A 17,785-nucleotide genomic window follows, 5' to 3' on the forward strand; every position below is an offset into this window, starting at 1 on the left:
ATGTTCTCCAAAATCCTCATTGCCAACCGCGGCGAAATCGCCTGCCGCGTCATCCGCACCGCGCGGCGGCTCGGCATCAAGACGGTTGCCGTCTATGCCGATGCCGACCGGGACGCCATGCACGTCAAGATGGCGGACGAGGCTGTTTATATCGGCCCGTCTCCGTCCGCCCAGTCCTATCTCGTCATCGACAATATCGTCTCGGCCATCCGCGCCACGGGCGCTGATGCCGTCCATCCCGGATATGGGTTCTTGTCCGAGAACCGCGCCTTCGCGGCCAGGCTGGAGCAGGAAGGCGTGACGTTCATCGGCCCGCCCGTGAAGGCCATCGAAGCGATGGGCGACAAGATCACCTCTAAGAAAATCGCCGCCGAAGCGGGCGTGTCAACCGTGCCCGGCTACATGGGCCTGATTGCCGATGCCAAAGAAGCCGTGCGGATATCCAACAGCGTCGGCTATCCCGTGATGATCAAGGCATCGGCGGGCGGCGGCGGCAAGGGCATGCGCATTGCCTGGAACGAGGCGGAAGCGCGCGAGGGTTTTCAGTCTTCCCGCAACGAAGCGAAGGCGAGCTTCGGCGACGACCGCATTTTCATCGAGAAATTCGTGGATCAGCCGCGTCACATCGAAATTCAGGTGCTGGGCGATAAACATGGCAACGTGGTCTATCTCGGCGAGCGCGAATGCTCGATCCAGCGCCGCAATCAGAAAGTCGTGGAAGAAGCGCCATCCCCTTTTCTTGATGACGCCACGCGAAAGGCGATGGGCGAGCAGGCGGTCGCCCTCGCCAAGGCCGTTGGCTATTGCTCTGCAGGCACGGTGGAGTTCATCGTCGATGGCCAGCGCAACTTCTATTTCCTGGAGATGAACACGCGCCTGCAGGTCGAGCATCCGGTGACGGAGCTGATCACCGGCCTCGATCTGGTTGAACAGATGATCCGTGTCGCTGCGGGAGAGAAACTGTCCTTCGCGCAACCGGACATCAGGCTGAACGGTTGGGCGGTGGAGAGCAGGCTTTATGCTGAAGACCCTTACCGGAATTTCCTCCCCTCGATCGGGCGTCTCACGAGATACCGTCCGCCTGCCGAAGGCGCGCAGGACGACGGCACAATTCTCCGCAACGACACCGGCGTCTACGAAGGCGGCGAGATTTCGATGTATTATGATCCGATGATTGCCAAGCTCTGCGCATGGGCGCCGGGGCAGGGATCACCCGCCCGCCGGAAAGCCATCGCGGCGATGGCGTCGGCCCTTGATGATTTCGAAGTCGAGGGCGTTGGCAACAATCTGCCGTTCCTCTCCGCCGTCATGGCGCATCCGCGATTCCAGTCCGGTAACATCACCACGGCCTTTATTGCCGAGGAATGGCCGGATGGGTTTCACGGCGTGGAACCGGACCCGCAGCAGGCGCGGCTGCTGGCCGCGGTGGCAGTCTTCGCGCATCTCGCCGATGAGGAGCGCAAGGTGCAAATCTCCGGCACCCTTGCCAATCACACCCGCAAGATCGGTTCTGACTATGTTGCCGTTGCGGGAAATGAAACGCTCCCTCTCACGGCCACGCGCGCTGGAAGCACAGTGAAGGTATCTTTCGGCGATGGCGTGTCCCATGACATCGCGTCGGAATGGACGCCGGGCATGCCGCATGGCCGTTTTGCCGTCGATGGCGAGGCGCTCGGCATCAAGATTGCGAAGATGTCAACGGGATGGCGGTTGCGCTGGCGCGGCATTGACAGAACCATCATGGTGATGACGCCGCGGGTCTTCGAACTCTCGGCTTTCATGCCCGTCAAGAAAGTGGCTGATACGTCCAAGCAGTTGCTGTGCCCCATGCCCGGCATCATCACGCAGGTGATGGTGAAGGCGGGCGATGTGGTGGAAGCGGGCCAGCCGCTCGCCACGGTCGAGGCCATGAAAATGGAAAACGTCCTGAAGGCGGAGCGCAAGGGCGCTGTGAAAGCGGTCAAGGCATCCGCGGGCCAGTCACTGGCCGTCGATGAGGTTATCATGGAGTTTGCGTAATGGCGGGCAAGCCCTCGGTTGCGGATTGGGAAAAGGCCGCGGCGCGTGAGATCAAGGCGCCCGCGGAAACATTGCTCTGGCAAACGCCGGAAGGCATTGCCATCAAGCTGCTCTATACCGGACAGGATCTGCAAGGCCTCACCCATCTGGACTCGCTGCCCGGCTTTCCGCCCTTCACGCGCGGCCCCCGCGCCACCATGTATGCTGGGCGGCCATGGACGATCCGCCAATATGCAGGCTTCTCGACGGCGGAAGAGTCCAACGCCTTCTATCGCAAGGCCCTCGAGGCTGGGCAGAAAGGCCTCTCCGTCGCCTTCGATCTCGCCACCCATCGCGGCTATGACAGCGACCATCCGCGCGTCACCGGCGATGTCGGCAAGGCGGGTGTGGCCATCGATTCCGTCGAGGACATGAAAATCCTCTTCGACAAAATTCCGCTCAAGGACATGTCCGTGTCCATGACGATGAATGGCGCCGTCATCCCCATTCTCGCCAGCTTCATCGTGGCGGGAGAGGAGCAGGGCGCATCGCCAGCCGATCTTTCCGGCACGATTCAGAATGACATTCTGAAGGAGTTCATGGTCCGCAACACCTATATCTACCCGCCCGAAGCCTCGATGCGGATTGTCGCGGACATCATCGAATATACCGCGAAGGAGATGCCCCGCTTCAACTCCATTTCCATTTCCGGCTATCACATGCAGGAGGCCGGAGCGACGCTGGTGCAGGAACTGGCCTTCACGCTTGCCGATGGCCGCGAATATGTGCGGGCCGCGCTTCGCAAGGGATTGGATGTCGATGAGTTCGCCGGGCGGCTTTCGTTTTTCTTTGCCATCGGCATGAACTTCTTCATGGAATCCGCCAAGCTGCGGGCGGCGCGCCTTCTCTGGTCGCGCATCATGGGCGAATTCAATCCGAAGAAGGATTCATCCCTGATGCTGCGCACCCATTGCCAGACATCGGGCGTCTCCCTGCAGGAACAGGACCCTTACAACAACATCGTCCGCACCGCCTATGAAGCGCTGTCGGCCGTGCTCGGCGGAACCCAGTCCCTCCACACCAATTCTTTTGACGAGGCGATTGCTCTGCCCACGGAGTTTTCCGCCCGCATCGCCCGCAACACGCAGTTGATCCTTCAGCATGAAACGGGCGTCACGAAGGTCGTGGATCCGCTGGCCGGCTCCTACTACGTCGAAAGCCTCACCGCCTCGCTTGCCGCAGACGCCTGGGCGCTCATCGAAGAGATCGAGGCGCTCGGCGGCATGACCAGGGCTATTGATAAGGGATTGCCCAAACGGTTGATCGAAGAGGCGGCGGCGCGGCGTCAGGCCGCCATAGACCGCGGCGAGGAGGTGATCGTCGGCGTGAACAAATACCGGCTGGAAGAAGAAGCCGAGATCGAAACGCTCGACATCGACAATCGTGCGGTCAGGGACGCGCAGGTCAGGCGGCTTGAGGCCACCCGGCGGTCGCGAAATCCCGAGGTCTGCGCTGCGGCGCTTGAAGGATTGAAAGAGGTGGCGCGCAACGGTGAGGGAAACCTGTTGGCCTCCGCCATCGTTGCGGCCCGCGCCCGCGCGACGGTTGGCGAAATCTCCGATGCCCTGCGCCAGTCCTTCGGCGACCACAAAGCCACGCCCGAAGTCGTTTCGGATATTTATGGCCCCGCCAGCGCCGGCGATCCGGAGTTTCAGACGCTGGTCGACAGGCTTCAGGCGCATATCGCCCGTGCCGGAAAAAGCCCGCGCATCCTCGTCGCCAAGCTGGGCCAGGATGGCCATGATCGCGGCGCCAAGGTGATCGCCTCGGCGTTCGGCGACATGGGCTTTGATGTGATCGCCGGTCCCCTGTTTCAGACACCGGAAGAGGCAGCCGACCTTGCGATCGCCCGGCACGTCGATATCATCGGCGTCTCTTCCCTCGCGGCCGGCCACAAGACGCTGCTGCCCGAGCTGATTGCCAGGCTGAAGGAAAAAGGCGCCGGGCACATCGCCGTGGTGTGCGGCGGCGTCATCCCGCGCAAGGATTATGATTTCCTGATGCAGCATGGCGTGTCCGCCATCTTCGGTCCCGGCACCAATGTGCTCGATGCGGCCCGCGCCATCCTCGATCTCGCCGAAGGAAAGCGCGGCAATGTGTTCCGCGCTGGCTAGCCATTCCGCCCGGACAGAAGCCTAATCTGCACGGTAGAACCGCACCTGCGTGTCGCCGTAGATGCGCGTATCGATGAGCGTAAGCCCCGCCACATCGGAAACCTGCGCATCCGCCTTTTCCTCCAGCACCACCACCGCGCCAGAACTCAGCCACTGGCCTTCCACAAGCGAAGCCAGCGCGCCTTCGCCCAGCCCCTTGCCATAGGGCGGATCGCAGAATACCAGATCGAAGGGCGTCTGCGGCGCGCAGGGGCCGAGCTTGGTGGCATCACGCCGCCAGATCTTCACCTGCCCGATCACGCCCAGCGCATCGGCATTGCGGCGGACGAGGCCGCGCGCCTCCGTGCCCTCATCCACGAACTGGCAGAAGCGCGCCCCGCGTGAGAGGGCTTCGAGGCCCAAAGCCCCCGTGCCCGCGAACAGGTCCATCACCCGCGCCCCGTCGGGCGTGAGGCCGTCGATGCCATGGCTAAGAATATTGAACATCGCCTCGCGCACCCGGTCGGAGGTGGGGCGCGTCGATTGATCGGATGGTGCTGCCAATGTGCGGCCCTTGAACGTTCCGCCCACGATGCGCATGGCGTTTCCCCGGCTTGACCTGATGCTGCTGTTTGCCTCATCTGGCACGATGATCCTCAAACCGCCAGACCAGATGTTGCAGGCCTTTGCCGAAGCCGAAGCCTCAGCCCTCCGTGGCGAAGTGCCGGTGGGCGCGGTGATCGCCGATCAGTCGGGGAAAATTCTCGCGAAAGCCGGAAACCGCACGCTGGAACTGCAGGACCCGACGGCCCATGCCGAGATGCTGGTCATCCGCGCCGCCGCCAATCTCCTCAATTCCGAACGGCTCACGGCTTGCGATCTCTATGTCACGCTGGAGCCCTGCGCCATGTGCGCGGCGGCGATTTCTTTCGCGCGTATCAGGCGGCTTTATTTCGGCGCGTCAGACCCCAAGATGGGCGGTGTGGAGCACGGCCCCCGCTTCTTCACGCAATCGACCTGCCATCACGCGCCGGAAGTCTATGGCGGCTTCGGCGAACAGCGCGCGCGCGATCTTCTGACGGAATTCTTCAGGCACCGGCGCTGAACAGGGCATCCAGCCTGCGCTTCAACTCTTCCTTGGCGGGCTGGGCGGCTTCAAGCACTTCCTGCAGGCGGAAGAAATCACCGGCACGGAAGGCTTCCGTCGCCGGCTCGATATAGATGTCGGGCGGATTGGCCTCATGCCTGAGCATCGCCACCTGGTGGAACATGATGAGGAGCGAGCCGAGCGCCAGTTCGCGGTTGGTGTGGTGGCGGCGGGCAGGGGGCTGCGGCTTGCCTGTCACGTCAATGGCGACAATCACATCGCTGCCTTCGCGCACATGGTCGAAGGGCACGGGATTGGTGCAGCCGCCATCCACATAGACGCGGCCATCGAAAGTGGGTCCAAGGATCACGCCGGGAATGGCGATCGAGGCGGCCACCGCCTTGATGAGGCTTCCTTCGGTGAACACCCGCTCCTGCCTGGCATCGAAATCGGTGGCGACCACGCAGAAGGGAATGGGCATCTCCTCGATCCGGAGCGGGATCGTATGCGGCAGCACGAGATCGACCAGCTTCTCGGCGTTGAGGTGCAGCGAGGCAAAGCCTTTCAGCGCCAGAATGTCCCTGATCTTGGTGCGCTGCGAGCCGAAGACATAGCGCATGGCATCGAAGCGGGTGTTGAGAATCTGTTCCGCCCGGGCGCGGATTTCTTTCGCACTCATGCCGCCCGCATAGGCCGCGCCGATCACCGCGCCGATGCTGCACCCGGCCATGCGCGCCGGTTTGATGCCCAGCTCGTCGAAGACTTCCAGCATGGGAATATGGGCGAGGCCACGCGCGCTGCCGCCCCCAAGCGCAAGGCCGATGCGGGGCTCGCTCATGCGCCGGCCTTCCGTGCGAAATTCCATGCCGTTTCGGCCAGCGGCTCCACCTGTTCGGCCATGCTGGCAGCCTGCGCATTGGCCGCCGTGCCATCCCGCACACGCCCGAGAATGCCCTGGAAAATGGCGGCAAGGCGGAAGAAATTATAGGCCATGTAAATGTTGAAGTTGGGAATGCCGGGGAGGTTCCGTCTCGCGCAATAGGCGGCGATATAATCTTCCGCATGCGGAATGCCGGGATCGCCGAGATGGCCGATCAGCGAGCCCACGCCGGCGCCTGACTGCGACACCGGCATGTACCATTGCATGAGGTGATAGGTGAAATCGGCCAGGGGATCGCCCAGCGCTGCCAGTTCCCAGTCCAGCACGGCGATGACGCGCGGTTCGCTTTCATGAACGATGCAATTGTCGAGGCGGAAATCGCCGTGAACGATGGCTGATGCGCCGTCTTTCGGGCAGGCGTCCGGCAGCCACGACATAAGCCGGTCCATGGCGGCAACTTTCACGGTTTCGGAGGCGCGGTATTGCTCGCTCCAGCGCTTCACCTGCCGCGCCACATAGCCCTGCGGCTTGCCGAAGTCCGCGAAGTCCGGCGGCATCGATGTCAATGCCATGCAAAGCGGCGATGGTGCCGTTGAGGGAGTCAAACAGCGCCGCGCGGTCTTGCGCAGAAAAGCCCGGCGCATAAGGCTCCCACACCACCCGGCCCTCCGAAAAATCCATCACATAAAAGACCGCGCCGATGACGGAAGCGTCTTCGCAGAGGAGATGCGGCTTGGGCACCGGGAAACCCTGCGCATGCAGCGCCGATGTGATGCGGTATTCCCGCTCGATGGCGTGCGCCGAAGGCAGCAGGTTGCCGAACGGCTTGCGCCGCAACACGTAAGCGCGGCCCGATGTGTCCAGCCTGTAGGTGGGGTTGGATTGCCCGCCCTTGAAGCGGCTGACGGTCAGCGGCCCCGCAAAGCCCGGCAGTGCCCGCGCCAGATACTCCGTCAACGGAGCAACGGCAAGATCGGCTTCTGTAGTGCCGGAAAATTCTGTCTGGCGGTCAAGCGGCATGGGGTGAAAGTCTAGCGCCGGTTCAGAGCGCCCGCCAGCCAATATCCCGGCGGCAGAAGCCTTCCGGCCAGTCGATCCTGTCGACCGCCGCATAGGCGCGCTGCTGCGCCTCTTTCACCGTGTGCCCCAGTGCGGTGACGTTCAGCACCCGGCCACCCGCCGAAACAAGCTGGCCGTTTTTCAACGCCGTTCCAGCATGGAAAATCTCAACGCCATCCGCAGCCGCGTCCTTCACGCCCTTGATCGGCGTGCCCTTCACCACGTCCCCTGGATAGCCCTTGGCGCACATGACGACGGTGAGCGCCACCTGTGGGCTCCAGCGCACGCTCATTTTATCCAGCGTCCCATCGGCGCAGGCAAGCAGCAGCGGCACCACATCGTCCTCAAGCCGCATCATCAGCACCTGGCACTCGGGATCGCCGAAGCGCGCATTGTATTCGATGAGCTTGGGGCAGTCCTTTGTGAGAATCAGCCCCGCATAAAGAACGCCCGAATAGGGGTGCCCCATGTCGGAGAGCGCGCGGATGGTGGGCTTGACGATCTTTTCCAGCGCCTCCGCGCACAGCGCCTCCGTCATGCAGGGCGCCGGGGAATAGGCGCCCATGCCGCCGGTGTTAGGGCCGGTGTCGCCATCGCCCACCCGCTTGTGATCCTGCGCGGTGGCCAGCGGCAGCGCATGAACGCCATCGGTCAGCACGAAGAAACTCGCCTCCTCGCCTTCAAGAAACTCCTCGATCACGCATTCAGCACCGCCGAACTTGCCGGAAAAAATATCGGCCACCGCCGAGATTGCCTCATCCATCGTCATGGCCACGGTCACGCCCTTGCCCGCCGCCAGCCCATCCGCTTTGATGACGATGGGAGCGCCGTGTTTTTCCAGATAGGCGCGCGCCGATGCTTGATCATGGAAGCGGCCATAGGCGGCGGTCGGGATATTATACTTCGCGCAAATATCCTTGGTGAAACCCTTGGAGCCTTCAAGCTGGGCGGCGAATTTGGAAGGACCGAACACCTTGATGCCCGCTTCCCGCAGATCATCGCCCAGTCCCGCCACCAGCGGCGCTTCCGGCCCCACCACCACGAAGCCGATGTCCTTCGCGCGGCAGAAATCGATCACGGCGGCGTGGTCCGTCACTTTCACATCAGCGAGTTCCGCCACCTCGGCGATGCCGGGATTTCCCGGCGCGCAATAAAGCCTGCCGCACAGCGGGCTTCTGGAGATTGCCCAGGCGAGGGCATGTTCGCGGCCGCCGCCGCCGATCAAGAGTATGTTCATCCCGGCCATCCTTGCCTTTGCGCGCCTTCTCGCATTTGATGGGCGGGAATCAAAGAGACGATTTGCACCATGTCACAGGCCTGGGACCACGATCCCGAAACCGGCGAAATTCTTGAAGGGAAGCAGCCCAATCTCTCCGAATATTCGGTGAGCGAGATTTCCCACGCCTTGAAGCGCACGCTGGAGGACCGTTTCGGCCATGTGCGGGTGAGGGGCGAGATTTCCGGCTTCCGGGGGCCCCATTCCTCCGGCCATTGCTATTTCTCGATCAAGGATGAGGGCGCCAAGCTCGACGCCGTGGTGTGGCGCGGCACCTTCTCGAAATTGCGCGGCAAATTGCAGGAAGGGCTGGAGGTGATCGCCACCGGCAAGATCACCTCCTATCCCGGCAAATCCTCTTACCAGATCGTCATCGAGAACGTGGAGACGGCGGGCATCGGCGCGCTCATGGCGCTGCTCGAAGAGCGCAAGCGGAAGCTCGCCGCCGAGGGCCTGTTCGATCAGGCGCGCAAGAAACCCATTCCCTATCTGCCGCGCGTCATCGGCGTGGTCACCTCGCCCACGGGGGCGGTGATCCGCGACATCCTGCACCGCCTCAATGACCGCTTTCCCCGCCATGTGATGGTGTGGCCGGTGCGCGTGCAGGGCGAGACGGCGGCGGCGGAAGTGGCGGCGGCGATCGCCGGATTCAACGCCATGGCGGTGAAGCCCGATGTGCTGATCGTGGCGCGGGGCGGCGGCTCGCTTGAGGATCTGTGGGGCTTCAACGAGGAGATCGTGGTGCGCGCCGTGGCGGCCAGCGTCATTCCGCTGATTTCGGCGGTGGGCCATGAAACTGATACGACGCTCATCGACTTCGTCTCGGATTTGCGCGCCCCCACGCCCACGGCGGCGGCCGAGCATGTGGTGCCGGTGCGGGCGGACCTCGTCGAGCGCGTCGCGAAGCTCGATGCGCGCCTGTCGGGCGGCCTGTGGCGCGGGCTTGAGGATAGCAAGCGCACCGTGCGCAACCTCGCGCGCGCCTTGCCGAAACCTGATGAGATTCTGGCTCTCGCCCGCCAGCGCCACGATGCGGCGGCAGGCCGCCTGTCGCAGGCGCTCCGCGCCAACACGCAGCTTCACCGCTCGGGCTTCGAGCGCGTGGCGGGGCGGCTGTCGCTCAAACCGCAGCAGCAGCAGATCGCCAGGGCCTCCAAGTCGCTCGAACGCCTGTCCCGCACCGCAGCCCGCGCCGTGCGGGTGATATTGGAGCGCCGGCGTCAGGCGCTTGAGAGCCAAGGGAAACTATTTGACAGCCTAAATCACAAATCCGTCCTCCGCCGTGGCTTCGCGCTGGTCAAGGACATGAACGGCAACCTCATCCGCACCGCTGCGTCTGTCGTGCCCGGACAGCGAATGGAAATCGAATTCGCCGACGGCACGGTGAAAGCAAAAGAAGACAGCGGCCCCAAACAAGGCTCGCTGTTCTGAACACCACATTGTCCTCGCCCCGATTTATCGGGGAGAGGGAAGGGACCCGTTGCGGAGCAACGGGGAGGAGAGGGGCCAACGGATGTTTTTTACAGAATCCGGATGCCCCTCTTCTCCCCCATCGCAAGAGCGATGGGTCCCCTTCTTCCCCCCGCTGGCGCGGAGGGGAAGACGTAGAGGCGGCTGAAGCGTGGTGAAATCAGCGCGACCCCTCATCCGGCTCTTCGCGCCACCTTCTCCCGCAAGGGGAGAAGGTGGATCTAACCCTCAATCCTCCACGGCGGATTTTTGCGGTTCTTGCCGGCCCAATAGAGGCAGATGGAATTGCCGGAAGGATCGCGCATCCACGCTTCGCGCCACAGCCAGCGCTTGTCTTCCGGCGCGCTCTCGAAGGCCATGCCTTTTGCCGTCAGTGCGGCATAGCGGGCGTCGAGGTCTTCGCATTCAAAATAGATGTGAATGCCTGACGCGCTGTTGACCTCCGTTGCTTCAACGCGCGACAGCGAAAGCGTGGCCTCGCCATCCGGCAGTTCAAACCGCGCATAGTCTTCGGTGCGGACGACGAGGATCAGCCCCAACGCCTCATAGAACGAAACCGATGCCTGAAGATCACGCGCGGGAAGCGTCGCCTGATTGAAATTCACGCCACCCACTCACCCTTGCGCATCAGGGCTTCGGGCTTGCCGTCCGCCAGAATGCCGTCGATGTCGATCTCGCCCGAGCCGATCATCCAGTCGACATGGATCAGGCTGGCGTTCATGCCCTTGGCGAGGCGCTCTTCGGGCGTCAGGCCCGCCGCCCCCTTCATGTTGTCCATATAGGCCTGGCCCACGGCGATGTGGCTGGCGGCGTTTTCATCGAACAGCGTTTCGTTGAACACGATGCCCGACGCCGAGATGGGCGAGGAATGCGGCACCAGCGCCACTTCGCCAAGCCTGGCCGCGCCTTCATCGGTGGCGATCATCTTCTGGAATACGTCCGCGCCCTTCTCCGCATGGGCCTCGACGATCCGGCCTTTCTCGAAGCGCACCCGGATGCCGTCGATGAAAGTGCCCTGATAGGAGAGCGGCTTGGTGGCCCGCACGCTGCCGTCCACGCGTTCCCGGTGCGGCATGGTGAACACTTCTTCGGACGGGATATTGGGATTGCAGATGATGCCGTTGCGCGCCATCGACGCGCCACCCTTCCATTCATGGTCTTCCACGAGGCCGATCACCAGATCGGTGCCGGGGCCTTTGTATTTGAGAGCCGAATAGCGCCGGGCATTGAGGAAATCCGTCCGTTCACGGAGGGCTTTCGAGTGCGCGGCCCACGCGCCCACGGGATCGGGCAGGTCGGCGCGGGTGCATTTGAAGATCGCCGCCCAGAGCTTTGCCAGCGCCTCGTCCGGCGGCAGTCCCGGGAACGCCGACTTCGCCCATGAGGGCGTCGCATAGGCGATGATGTTCCAGTTGATGGCGAAGCTCGAAATCATTTCCAGCGCCGGGCGATAGGCCTTGGAGCGCGCCCGGTTGGCGCGGCTCACCTTTTCGGGGTCGATGCTGGCCAGCAGGGCCGGGTCTTCGCCGATGATGGCAAGGCGCGCCGCATTGCCCTTGAAGGCCGCAGCCATCCCCTCGAACAGCCAGGCGGAAGCCGTGTCGAAGCTTTCGTCCGAAGCATATTTAAATCGCGCCAGCGTGTTCTGCTCATCGTTGAACAGCGGCGTCACCAGACTGGCGCCGGCTTTGTAAGCATGTTCGGTGATCTTCCGGACGAGCGGCACCGCCTCGACGGGCGCGGTGATCACAAGCTGCTGGCCGGGCGCAATGTTCAGGCCGGAGCGCACGGTGAGTTTGGCATAGGCATCGAGAAGCTGGTCATGTGTCATGGGCGCTCTCTTAGCCGAGCCGCGCGCCCGCTTCAAATCCGCCGCGCGCGGGTCTAGGATGCGTTCCATGAACCTCCACGATCCACTGACGCCCCAGCCCCGCGAGGCGAAGCTCCGCTATCTCGATGCCGATTATCAGGTGATGCGCGAGGGTGAGTTCGTGCGCTGCGCCGTGACGGGCGAGGCGATCCGGCTCGACATGCTGCGCTATTGGAACGTCGGTCTTCAGGTGCCATACCGCTCGGCGGCGGTGGCCTTCGGCGAATTGCTGAAGCGGCTTTAGATTTAGAGGATGCGGCTCAGCGACGCCTGGATTTCATCCTGGAACAGGATGAGGCCGTTGGCCATCAGCAGCAGGCTCTGCACGGCGATGGCGGTGCGCGACGGCATGGTGTGCACGCCCTTGGCCCGCCGGACGATAAACAGGATGAAGACGACCGTGTTCAGCGCCAGAAGCTTGAAAATCATCGGCGGATTGCCATCGGCCAGCACGTTGTAGAACTGGTACCACGGCGCGTTGATGATGGTATTCCACATGACAGCTATCTTTGATCGGGTCTCTGTTCGGCCCTTGTGTATGCCACGGCCGGTCTTAACTTTCAGTTGCAGCCTGTGTTGTGGGCTGGAATAGCCATAACAAGGCGTGTATAAGCCCGCACCTTTTGCAATTGGCCGGGGAAGCGCAGACTAGTCGGAACCTGCGTCTTTTGGGCCGTGGAGTAAGAAGATGGTTACGAATTGGACACCGGACGGCTGGCGGAAACTCCCCGTCGTCCAGATGCCGGATTACAAGGATCAGGCAAGGCTCGCGGATGTCGAAAAGCAGCTTGCAGGCTATCCGCCGCTGGTTTTCGCGGGCGAAGCGCGGAAGCTCAAGCGCAAGCTGGCGCGGGTATCGGAAGGCAAGGGCTTCCTGCTGCAGGGCGGCGATTGCGCCGAGAGCTTTGCCGAGCATTCCGCTGATAACATTCGGGATTTCTTCCGCGTCTTCCTGCAGATGTCGGTGGTGTTGACCTTCGCGGGCGGCCAGCCGGTGGTGAAGGTGGGCCGCATCGCGGGCCAGTTCGCCAAGCCGCGCTCCTCGCCCACCGAAGTGGTGAACGGGCAGGAACTGCCCATCTACCGGGGCGACATCGTGAACGGCGCGGATGCCACGCTGGAAGCCCGCCAGCCCGATCCCGAGCGCCAGATCATGGCTTACCGGCAATCGGCGGCCACGCTGAACCTGCTGCGCGCCTTCGCCCAGGGCGGCTATGCCAACCTTGAGCATGTCCACAAGTGGACACTTGGCTACCTCAAGGATTCGCCCGCTTTCGAGCGCTATCAGGAGCTCTCTGACCGGATCACCGAGGCCTTGGGCTTCATGCGCGCCTGCGGCATCAATGCCGATACCGCGCCGCAGCTTCGCTCCACCGATTTCTTCACCAGCCACGAGGCGCTGCTTCTGGGTTATGAAGAAGCATTGACCCGCGTCGATTCTACCAGCGGCGACTGGTACGCAACATCGGGCCATATGCTGTGGATCGGCGACCGGACGCGCCAGGCCGATCACGCCCATGTGGAGTTCTGCCGCGGCATCAAGAATCCGATCGGCCTCAAATGCGGCCCGTCGCTGAAAGCCGATGACCTGATCCGCCTGATCGACAAGCTGAACCCCGAGAACGAGGCGGGGCGGCTCACGCTCATCGCCCGCTTCGGCGCCGACAAGGTTGAAAAGCACCTGCCCGAGCTGATCCGTGCCGTGAAGCGCGAAGGCCGCGTCGTCGTGTGGTCGTGCGATCCCATGCACGGCAACACCATCAAGGCGACCAGCGGCTACAAGACCCGTCCCTTCGAGGCGATTCTCGCCGAGGTGCGCCGCTTCATGAGCGTGCATCAGGCCGAGGGCACCCATGCCGGCGGCATCCATGTCGAGATGACCGGCAAGGATGTCACGGAATGCACGGGCGGCGTCCGGGCGCTCCGCGATGAGGACCTGAACGACCGCTATCACACCTTCTGCGATCCCCGCCTCAACGCCACCCAGGCGCTGGAGCTGGCCTTCCTGGTGGCCGAGGAGATCAAGAAGGAAATGGCCTCGCGCCCCAAGCTGGACGACGACGAAGCCGCCGAAGCGGCGGAGTAAAGGTGCAGGGCGAGGAAGCTCGTCTGGAAATCGTCCGCATGCTGATTGCATGCCGTGGCGATCCGGAGCTTCTTCGCATCCGGCTGAACGGATTTCCTTTCGACTATGAGGAAGAACCGGTCGCGCTCACCGCCACGGACATCCTGAATGTTATCCGGCGGATGCGCACAGGCGACCTGACATTCGATCAGGGCGTGGCCTGGGCAAATGCTGTCGAATTCAGGGATGACATCAGGATTTCCGCATCAACTGAAGAGCGGGAAGCCGGTTTGCATGACGCCCTGTTTCTCCTTTCGACGCCGAAAATATCCGGGCTGACAGAAGGGGAAGTGCTTGAGCAGGTCGAAATCTTCCTGCCTGCAAGCATAGCAGTTCGATTATTTGGGCCTGCCTGCCATGCCGAAAGGCGCGCAATCGGAACTGGACGTTCATCCCGCGCATTCCTAAATCTGTTTCCTCCGGGATTACAGATTGGAGTGCACGGGATGATCGACCTCTATTACTGGCCAACCCCCAACGGCCACAAGATCACGATATTCCTCGAAGAAACCGGCTTGCCGCACAAGATCGTGCCGGTGAACATCGGCAAGGGCGACCAGTTCCAGCCCGATTTCCTCAAGATTTCCCCCAACAACCGCATGCCTGCCATTGTCGATCATGATCCGGCCGATGGCGGCGCGCCGCTGTCGGTCTTCGAATCCGGCGCGATCCTGCTTTATCTCGCGGAGAAGACCGGCAAGTTTCTGCCCAAGGATCTGCGCGGGCGGTTTGAAACGCTGCAATGGCTGTTCTGGCAGATGGGCGGCCTGGGGCCGATGGCGGGGCAGAACGGGCATTTCAACGCCTATGCGCCGGAAAAAATCCCCTATGCCATCGAGCGCTACACCAAGGAGACGGGCCGCCTTTATGGCGTGCTCAACAAACGTCTGGCTGACCGCGACTATATCGCGGGGGATTATTCGATTGCCGACATGGCCAGCTATCCGTGGATCGTGCCGCACCAGAGCCACAAGCAAAACCTCGACGAGTTTCCCAATATCAAGCGCTGGTTCGAGCGCATCAAGGCAAGGCCCGCCGTGGAACGCGCCTATAATGGCGTGGCCCCGTCCTATTCAAAGCCGATGACCGACGAAGAGCGCAAAGTGCTGTTCGGCCAGAGCGCCTCGACGGTGAAGGCCTAGCCCGCCCGGAACGGTTCCGGGTCGGCCTGGCGGTTGCCCCGGAACTCCATCAGGATATGGCCGAACAGGGCCAGGAGCACGATGGCGCCGCCGATCAGCGTGGCGGCATTGGGCGTTTCGCCCAGCACCAGCCACACCCAGAAGGGCGTGAACGGCACTTCCAGCGCCGCCAGGAGCGTTGCTTCCGCCGCAGGCACGCGGCGCGATCCGAACGTATAAAGCGCCAGCCCCATGGCGTTCTGGATGACGCCGAAGGCGGCGGAGAGCCAGAAATCCTGCCCGCTGATCCTGAACGGCTGCGCGAAGAAGAAGCAGAACGCCGAACAGAGCCACGCGGAAGCGCCCATGGCCGGCAGCATCGGCACATCGCGGTTGCCGCGCATGATGGTGGTGAAACTCGCCATGCTCAGCGTCATCAGCACCGCCAGCCCCTTGCCGATCAGGCTTCCGCCCCACGGGCTGCCCCACAGCATGATTGCCACGCCGATCAGCGCCACCGCGGCGGCGATGAGCGTCGAGCGCGTGGGTCTTTCGCCCAGCAGCAGATAGGCCATCCCCGCCGTCACGAAGGGCACCGTGGCATAGATCACCATGGCATCGGCAACCGTGGTGAAGCGGTAGGCGCCGATGCCCGTCACCATGCCCATGGCGGAAAAGAACGCCACGCCCAGCGACGGTAGCCTCATGCGCTTGAGAATTCCCAGCGCATTGCCGCGTTCCAGTGCGAAGAACAGCAGGAACACCGCCGAGCCGGAAAAGATGCCGCGCCAGAACAGCATGGTCATCAGGTCCGCGCCGATGAAGCGCGTGAACAGTCCGGCGGATGACCAGAACAGCGCGCACAGCGCCACGAGGATCAGCCCGATGCGGTGCGATCTGCGGCTTTCGGTCATCACACCCTCGCCTCGCTGCGGCGGAACTCGCGCAGCACATAGCCGAGCAGCGCCGAGAACACGATAGTTCCGCCGATAATCGTCCAGATGTCCGGCGTTTCGTTGAACACAAGCCACACCCAGAAGGGGGTGAGCGGCACTTCCAGCGCGGCGATCAGCGTCGCCTCTGAAGCCGGGATGCGGCGCGAGCCCAGCGTATAAAGCACCAGCCCCATGGCGTTCTGCACCGCGCCGAACAGGGCGGAGAGCCAGAAATCGCGCGCGCTGATTTCCATCGGATGCGCCCAGAAGAAACAGATCGCGGCGCTCAGCCAGGATGAAGCGCCCATGGCGGGCAGCATCGGCACGGTTTTCTCGCTCCGGATGATGGTGGTCAGCAGCGCCATGCACAGCGTCATCACCACGGCCAGCGCCTTGCCCAGCAGGCTGCCGCCCCAGTCGCTTCCCGCCAGCATGATGGTGACGCCGGTGAGCGCCACGGCACTGGCCACCAGCGTGGCGTAAGAGGCGCGTTCGCGCAGGAAAAGCCATGCCGTGCCTGCCGTCACGAAGGGCACGGTGGCATAGATCACCATGGCCTCGGCGATTGTCGTGTAACGGAACGCGCCAATGCCGGCGATGAGGCCCATGGCGGAAAAGAAGGTCACGCCCAGCGACGAAAGCCCAAGGTTCTTGAGGATCGGAACGGCGTTGCCGCGCTCCATCAGGAAGAACACCGCCAGCACCATGCCGCCCGAAAAAATCCCGCCCCAGAACAGCATGGTCATCAGGTCGGCGGAAATTGCCCGCGTGAAGAAGCCCGACAGCGACCAGAACAGCGCCGACGCTCCCACGAGGATCAGGCCGGTGCGGTGTGATGCACGGTCCCCGGCGTTCATGCGCTGCGCGCCTTCAGCAGATTGATGGTGTTGGCGGCGAGAATGAGGATGGCCCCGATGATGGACCATAAATCAATGCCCTCGGCATAGAGCCAGAAGCCCACCAGTGCCGTCAGCGGCAGGCGCAGGAAGTCCATCGGCATCACGATGGTGGCATCGGCCAGCGAAATGGCTTTCGACAGGCAGTAATGCGACACTGTTCCGGCAATCGCCACCACGGCAATCCATGGCCAGGCCGTCACGGGCGGCGAAACCCATGTCAGATAAGTTGGAACGGCACCCAGAATGCTCTGCATACTGAACATCATGAAGATCACGGTCAGCGCCGTGTCGCGCCTTGTGATGTATTTGGTCAGCGTCACGGTGCAGGCGAACAGCAGCGCCGCCGCCAGCGCCACGGCATGGCCCGTATCCGCCGTATGTCCGGGCTTGACGATCATCAGCACCCCGGTGAAGCCCACCACCAGAGCAAAAACCTTCGGCACCGTCATCCGCTCGCCCAGGAAGGCGGTGGCCAGAATGGCGATCCACAGCGGCATGGTGAACTCGATGGCGATCACCTCGGCGAGCGGGATCAGCATGATGGCCGAGAACCACGCATATTGCCCGCCATAGTGCAGCGTGTTGCGGATGGCGTGGAGCTTGAGCTGCGAGAGCCTTGGCCGGATGCCGCCATTGGCCAGCACGAAGGGCAGCAGGATCAGCGTGGCGATGACGCTCCGGAACATCATCAGCTCGAAGACCGACATGGCATGGGTCAGCTCGCGCCCCGCCACGGTGGTGGAGAGCGTGGCCGTCAGCCAGCCCGCCATCCACAGCGCCGCCCGCCCGATCTGCTGCTGTTGCCCGGCCACGTCCTTCGAGTTCTCTCCCCGGCCCATGGATAGCCGGGGGCGCAAGCCCGGAACAGGCTGGAAACGGCATGGCAACCCTGCTTTTGCTTAAGGCTTGACG

The 17,785-nt window shown here is 63.0% G+C and carries 16 protein-coding genes and 2 pseudogenes; 8 read left to right on the forward strand and 10 right to left on the reverse strand.

Annotated features, from left to right (window positions below):
• From QM694_RS00100 to scpA, 3 genes and pseudogenes are all read left to right on the forward strand, one after another.
• A pseudogene (locus tag QM694_RS00100) lies at positions 1-1,486 on the forward strand (acetyl/propionyl/methylcrotonyl-CoA carboxylase subunit alpha); the annotation flags it as partial.
• Complete coding sequence (locus QM694_RS00105) at positions 1,465-2,019, forward strand: biotin/lipoyl-containing protein (RefSeq protein WP_415005743.1); 555 nt, start codon at positions 1,465-1,467, stop codon at positions 2,017-2,019. The pseudogene QM694_RS00100 and the gene QM694_RS00105, both read left to right, overlap by 22 nt.
• Positions 2,019-4,172 carry a methylmalonyl-CoA mutase gene (gene scpA / locus QM694_RS00110; protein WP_415004927.1) on the forward strand — a complete coding sequence of 718 codons (2,154 nt, stop codon included), beginning with the start codon at positions 2,019-2,021 and terminating at the stop codon, positions 4,170-4,172. Before QM694_RS00105 ends, scpA begins: the two co-directional genes overlap by 1 nt.
• 21 nt (positions 4,173-4,193) lie before the next feature.
• Here scpA and rsmD read toward each other — a convergent pair whose 3' ends face one another.
• Complete coding sequence (gene rsmD / locus QM694_RS00115) at positions 4,194-4,751, reverse strand: 16S rRNA (guanine(966)-N(2))-methyltransferase RsmD (RefSeq protein WP_415004928.1); 558 nt, start codon at positions 4,749-4,751, stop codon at positions 4,194-4,196.
• A 73-nt stretch (positions 4,752-4,824) separates the two neighbouring features.
• On the opposite strand from rsmD, the gene QM694_RS00120 reads away from it, so the two are divergent.
• Positions 4,825-5,256, forward strand: coding sequence for a nucleoside deaminase (locus tag QM694_RS00120; RefSeq protein WP_415005744.1), 432 nt, complete (start codon positions 4,825-4,827; stop codon positions 5,254-5,256).
• Here QM694_RS00120 and QM694_RS00125 read toward each other — a convergent pair.
• From QM694_RS00125 to purD, 3 genes and pseudogenes are all read right to left on the reverse strand, one after another.
• Positions 5,240-6,076: a patatin-like phospholipase family protein gene (locus tag QM694_RS00125; RefSeq protein WP_415004929.1), complete on the reverse strand. Its 837-nt coding sequence runs from the start codon at positions 6,074-6,076 to the stop codon at positions 5,240-5,242. The two genes, QM694_RS00120 and QM694_RS00125, sit on opposite strands and share 17 nt — an antisense overlap.
• Positions 6,073-7,138, reverse strand: a pseudogene (locus QM694_RS00130) (phosphotransferase family protein). Before QM694_RS00130 ends, QM694_RS00125 begins: the two are co-directional and overlap by 4 nt.
• A 22-nt stretch (positions 7,139-7,160) precedes the next feature.
• A complete protein-coding gene (purD, locus tag QM694_RS00135; protein WP_415004930.1) occupies positions 7,161-8,414 on the reverse strand; it encodes a phosphoribosylamine--glycine ligase in 1,254 nt (417 codons plus the stop codon).
• 69 nt (positions 8,415-8,483) lie between these two features.
• On the opposite strand from purD, the gene xseA reads away from it, so the two are divergent.
• Complete coding sequence (gene xseA / locus QM694_RS00140; RefSeq protein WP_415004931.1) at positions 8,484-9,884, forward strand: exodeoxyribonuclease VII large subunit; 1,401 nt, start codon at positions 8,484-8,486, stop codon at positions 9,882-9,884.
• A gap of 260 nt (positions 9,885-10,144) precedes the next feature.
• Here the strand turns inward: xseA and QM694_RS00145 are convergent, their stop codons facing one another.
• On the reverse strand, positions 10,145-10,528 hold the full coding sequence (locus QM694_RS00145) for a VOC family protein (protein ID WP_415004932.1): 384 nt from the start codon (positions 10,526-10,528) through the stop codon (positions 10,145-10,147).
• The gene (locus tag QM694_RS00150; RefSeq protein ID WP_415004933.1) at positions 10,525-11,754 is read right to left on the reverse strand and encodes an aminopeptidase; all 1,230 of its coding nucleotides are present in this window, start codon (positions 11,752-11,754) and stop codon (positions 10,525-10,527) included. Before QM694_RS00150 ends, QM694_RS00145 begins: the two co-directional genes overlap by 4 nt.
• A gap of 67 nt (positions 11,755-11,821) precedes the next feature.
• Here QM694_RS00150 and QM694_RS00155 point away from each other — a divergent pair, with 67 nt between their 5' ends.
• Complete coding sequence (locus QM694_RS00155; protein WP_415004934.1) at positions 11,822-12,037, forward strand: DUF2093 domain-containing protein; 216 nt, start codon at positions 11,822-11,824, stop codon at positions 12,035-12,037.
• A 2-nt stretch (positions 12,038-12,039) separates the two neighbouring features.
• On the opposite strand, the gene QM694_RS00160 is transcribed toward QM694_RS00155, so the two are convergent.
• Positions 12,040-12,291 (reverse strand): hypothetical protein, encoded by a 252-nt coding sequence (locus QM694_RS00160; protein WP_415004935.1) that lies wholly within the window; start codon positions 12,289-12,291, stop codon positions 12,040-12,042.
• A gap of 190 nt (positions 12,292-12,481) precedes the next feature.
• Between QM694_RS00160 and QM694_RS00165 the strand changes: the two genes are divergently transcribed.
• Both QM694_RS00165 and QM694_RS00170 read left to right on the forward strand, forming a co-directional pair.
• Positions 12,482-13,879 carry a class II 3-deoxy-7-phosphoheptulonate synthase gene (locus tag QM694_RS00165; protein ID WP_415004936.1) on the forward strand — a complete coding sequence of 466 codons (1,398 nt, stop codon included), beginning with the start codon at positions 12,482-12,484 and terminating at the stop codon, positions 13,877-13,879.
• Between the two features lie 485 nt (positions 13,880-14,364).
• Positions 14,365-15,060, forward strand: coding sequence for a glutathione S-transferase N-terminal domain-containing protein (locus tag QM694_RS00170; protein WP_415004937.1), 696 nt, complete (start codon positions 14,365-14,367; stop codon positions 15,058-15,060).
• Here the strand turns inward: QM694_RS00170 and QM694_RS00175 are convergent.
• From QM694_RS00175 to QM694_RS00185, 3 genes are read right to left on the reverse strand one after another with little or no spacing between them, the layout of a single operon-like run.
• Entirely contained in the window at positions 15,057-15,953 is an 897-nt protein-coding gene (locus tag QM694_RS00175; protein ID WP_415004938.1) for a DMT family transporter, read from the reverse strand. The genes QM694_RS00170 and QM694_RS00175 overlap by 4 nt on opposite strands.
• Positions 15,953-16,831, reverse strand: coding sequence for a DMT family transporter (locus QM694_RS00180; RefSeq protein WP_415004939.1), 879 nt, complete (start codon positions 16,829-16,831; stop codon positions 15,953-15,955). Before QM694_RS00180 ends, QM694_RS00175 begins: the two co-directional genes overlap by 1 nt.
• Positions 16,828-17,685, reverse strand: coding sequence for a DMT family transporter (locus tag QM694_RS00185; RefSeq protein ID WP_415004940.1), 858 nt, complete (start codon positions 17,683-17,685; stop codon positions 16,828-16,830). The genes QM694_RS00180 and QM694_RS00185 overlap by 4 nt, the downstream gene beginning before the upstream one ends.
• Between the last annotated feature and the right edge of the window lie 100 nt (positions 17,686-17,785).

The sequence above is a fragment of the Aestuariivirga sp. genome (genome assembly GCF_047602625.1).
Classification (GTDB): domain Bacteria; phylum Pseudomonadota; class Alphaproteobacteria; order Rhizobiales; family Aestuariivirgaceae; genus Aestuariivirga.

Coding starts and splice junctions, on each gene's coding strand:
- scpA (WP_415004927.1), top strand. CDS start 2,019: ATGGCGGGCAAGCCCTCGGTTGCGGATTGGGAAAAGGCCGCGGCGCGT.
- rsmD (WP_415004928.1), bottom strand. CDS start 4,751: ATGCGCATCGTGGGCGGAACGTTCAAGGGCCGCACATTGGCAGCACCA.
- QM694_RS00120 (WP_415005744.1), top strand. CDS start 4,825: ATGTTGCAGGCCTTTGCCGAAGCCGAAGCCTCAGCCCTCCGTGGCGAA.
- QM694_RS00125 (WP_415004929.1), bottom strand. CDS start 6,076: ATGAGCGAGCCCCGCATCGGCCTTGCGCTTGGGGGCGGCAGCGCGCGT.
- purD (WP_415004930.1), bottom strand. CDS start 8,414: ATGAACATACTCTTGATCGGCGGCGGCGGCCGCGAACATGCCCTCGCC.
- xseA (WP_415004931.1), top strand. CDS start 8,484: ATGTCACAGGCCTGGGACCACGATCCCGAAACCGGCGAAATTCTTGAA.
- QM694_RS00150 (WP_415004933.1), bottom strand. CDS start 11,754: ATGACACATGACCAGCTTCTCGATGCCTATGCCAAACTCACCGTGCGC.
- QM694_RS00155 (WP_415004934.1), top strand. CDS start 11,822: ATGAACCTCCACGATCCACTGACGCCCCAGCCCCGCGAGGCGAAGCTC.
- QM694_RS00160 (WP_415004935.1), bottom strand. CDS start 12,291: ATGTGGAATACCATCATCAACGCGCCGTGGTACCAGTTCTACAACGTG.
- QM694_RS00165 (WP_415004936.1), top strand. CDS start 12,482: ATGGTTACGAATTGGACACCGGACGGCTGGCGGAAACTCCCCGTCGTC.
- QM694_RS00170 (WP_415004937.1), top strand. CDS start 14,365: ATGATCGACCTCTATTACTGGCCAACCCCCAACGGCCACAAGATCACG.
- QM694_RS00175 (WP_415004938.1), bottom strand. CDS start 15,953: ATGACCGAAAGCCGCAGATCGCACCGCATCGGGCTGATCCTCGTGGCG.
- QM694_RS00180 (WP_415004939.1), bottom strand. CDS start 16,831: ATGAACGCCGGGGACCGTGCATCACACCGCACCGGCCTGATCCTCGTG.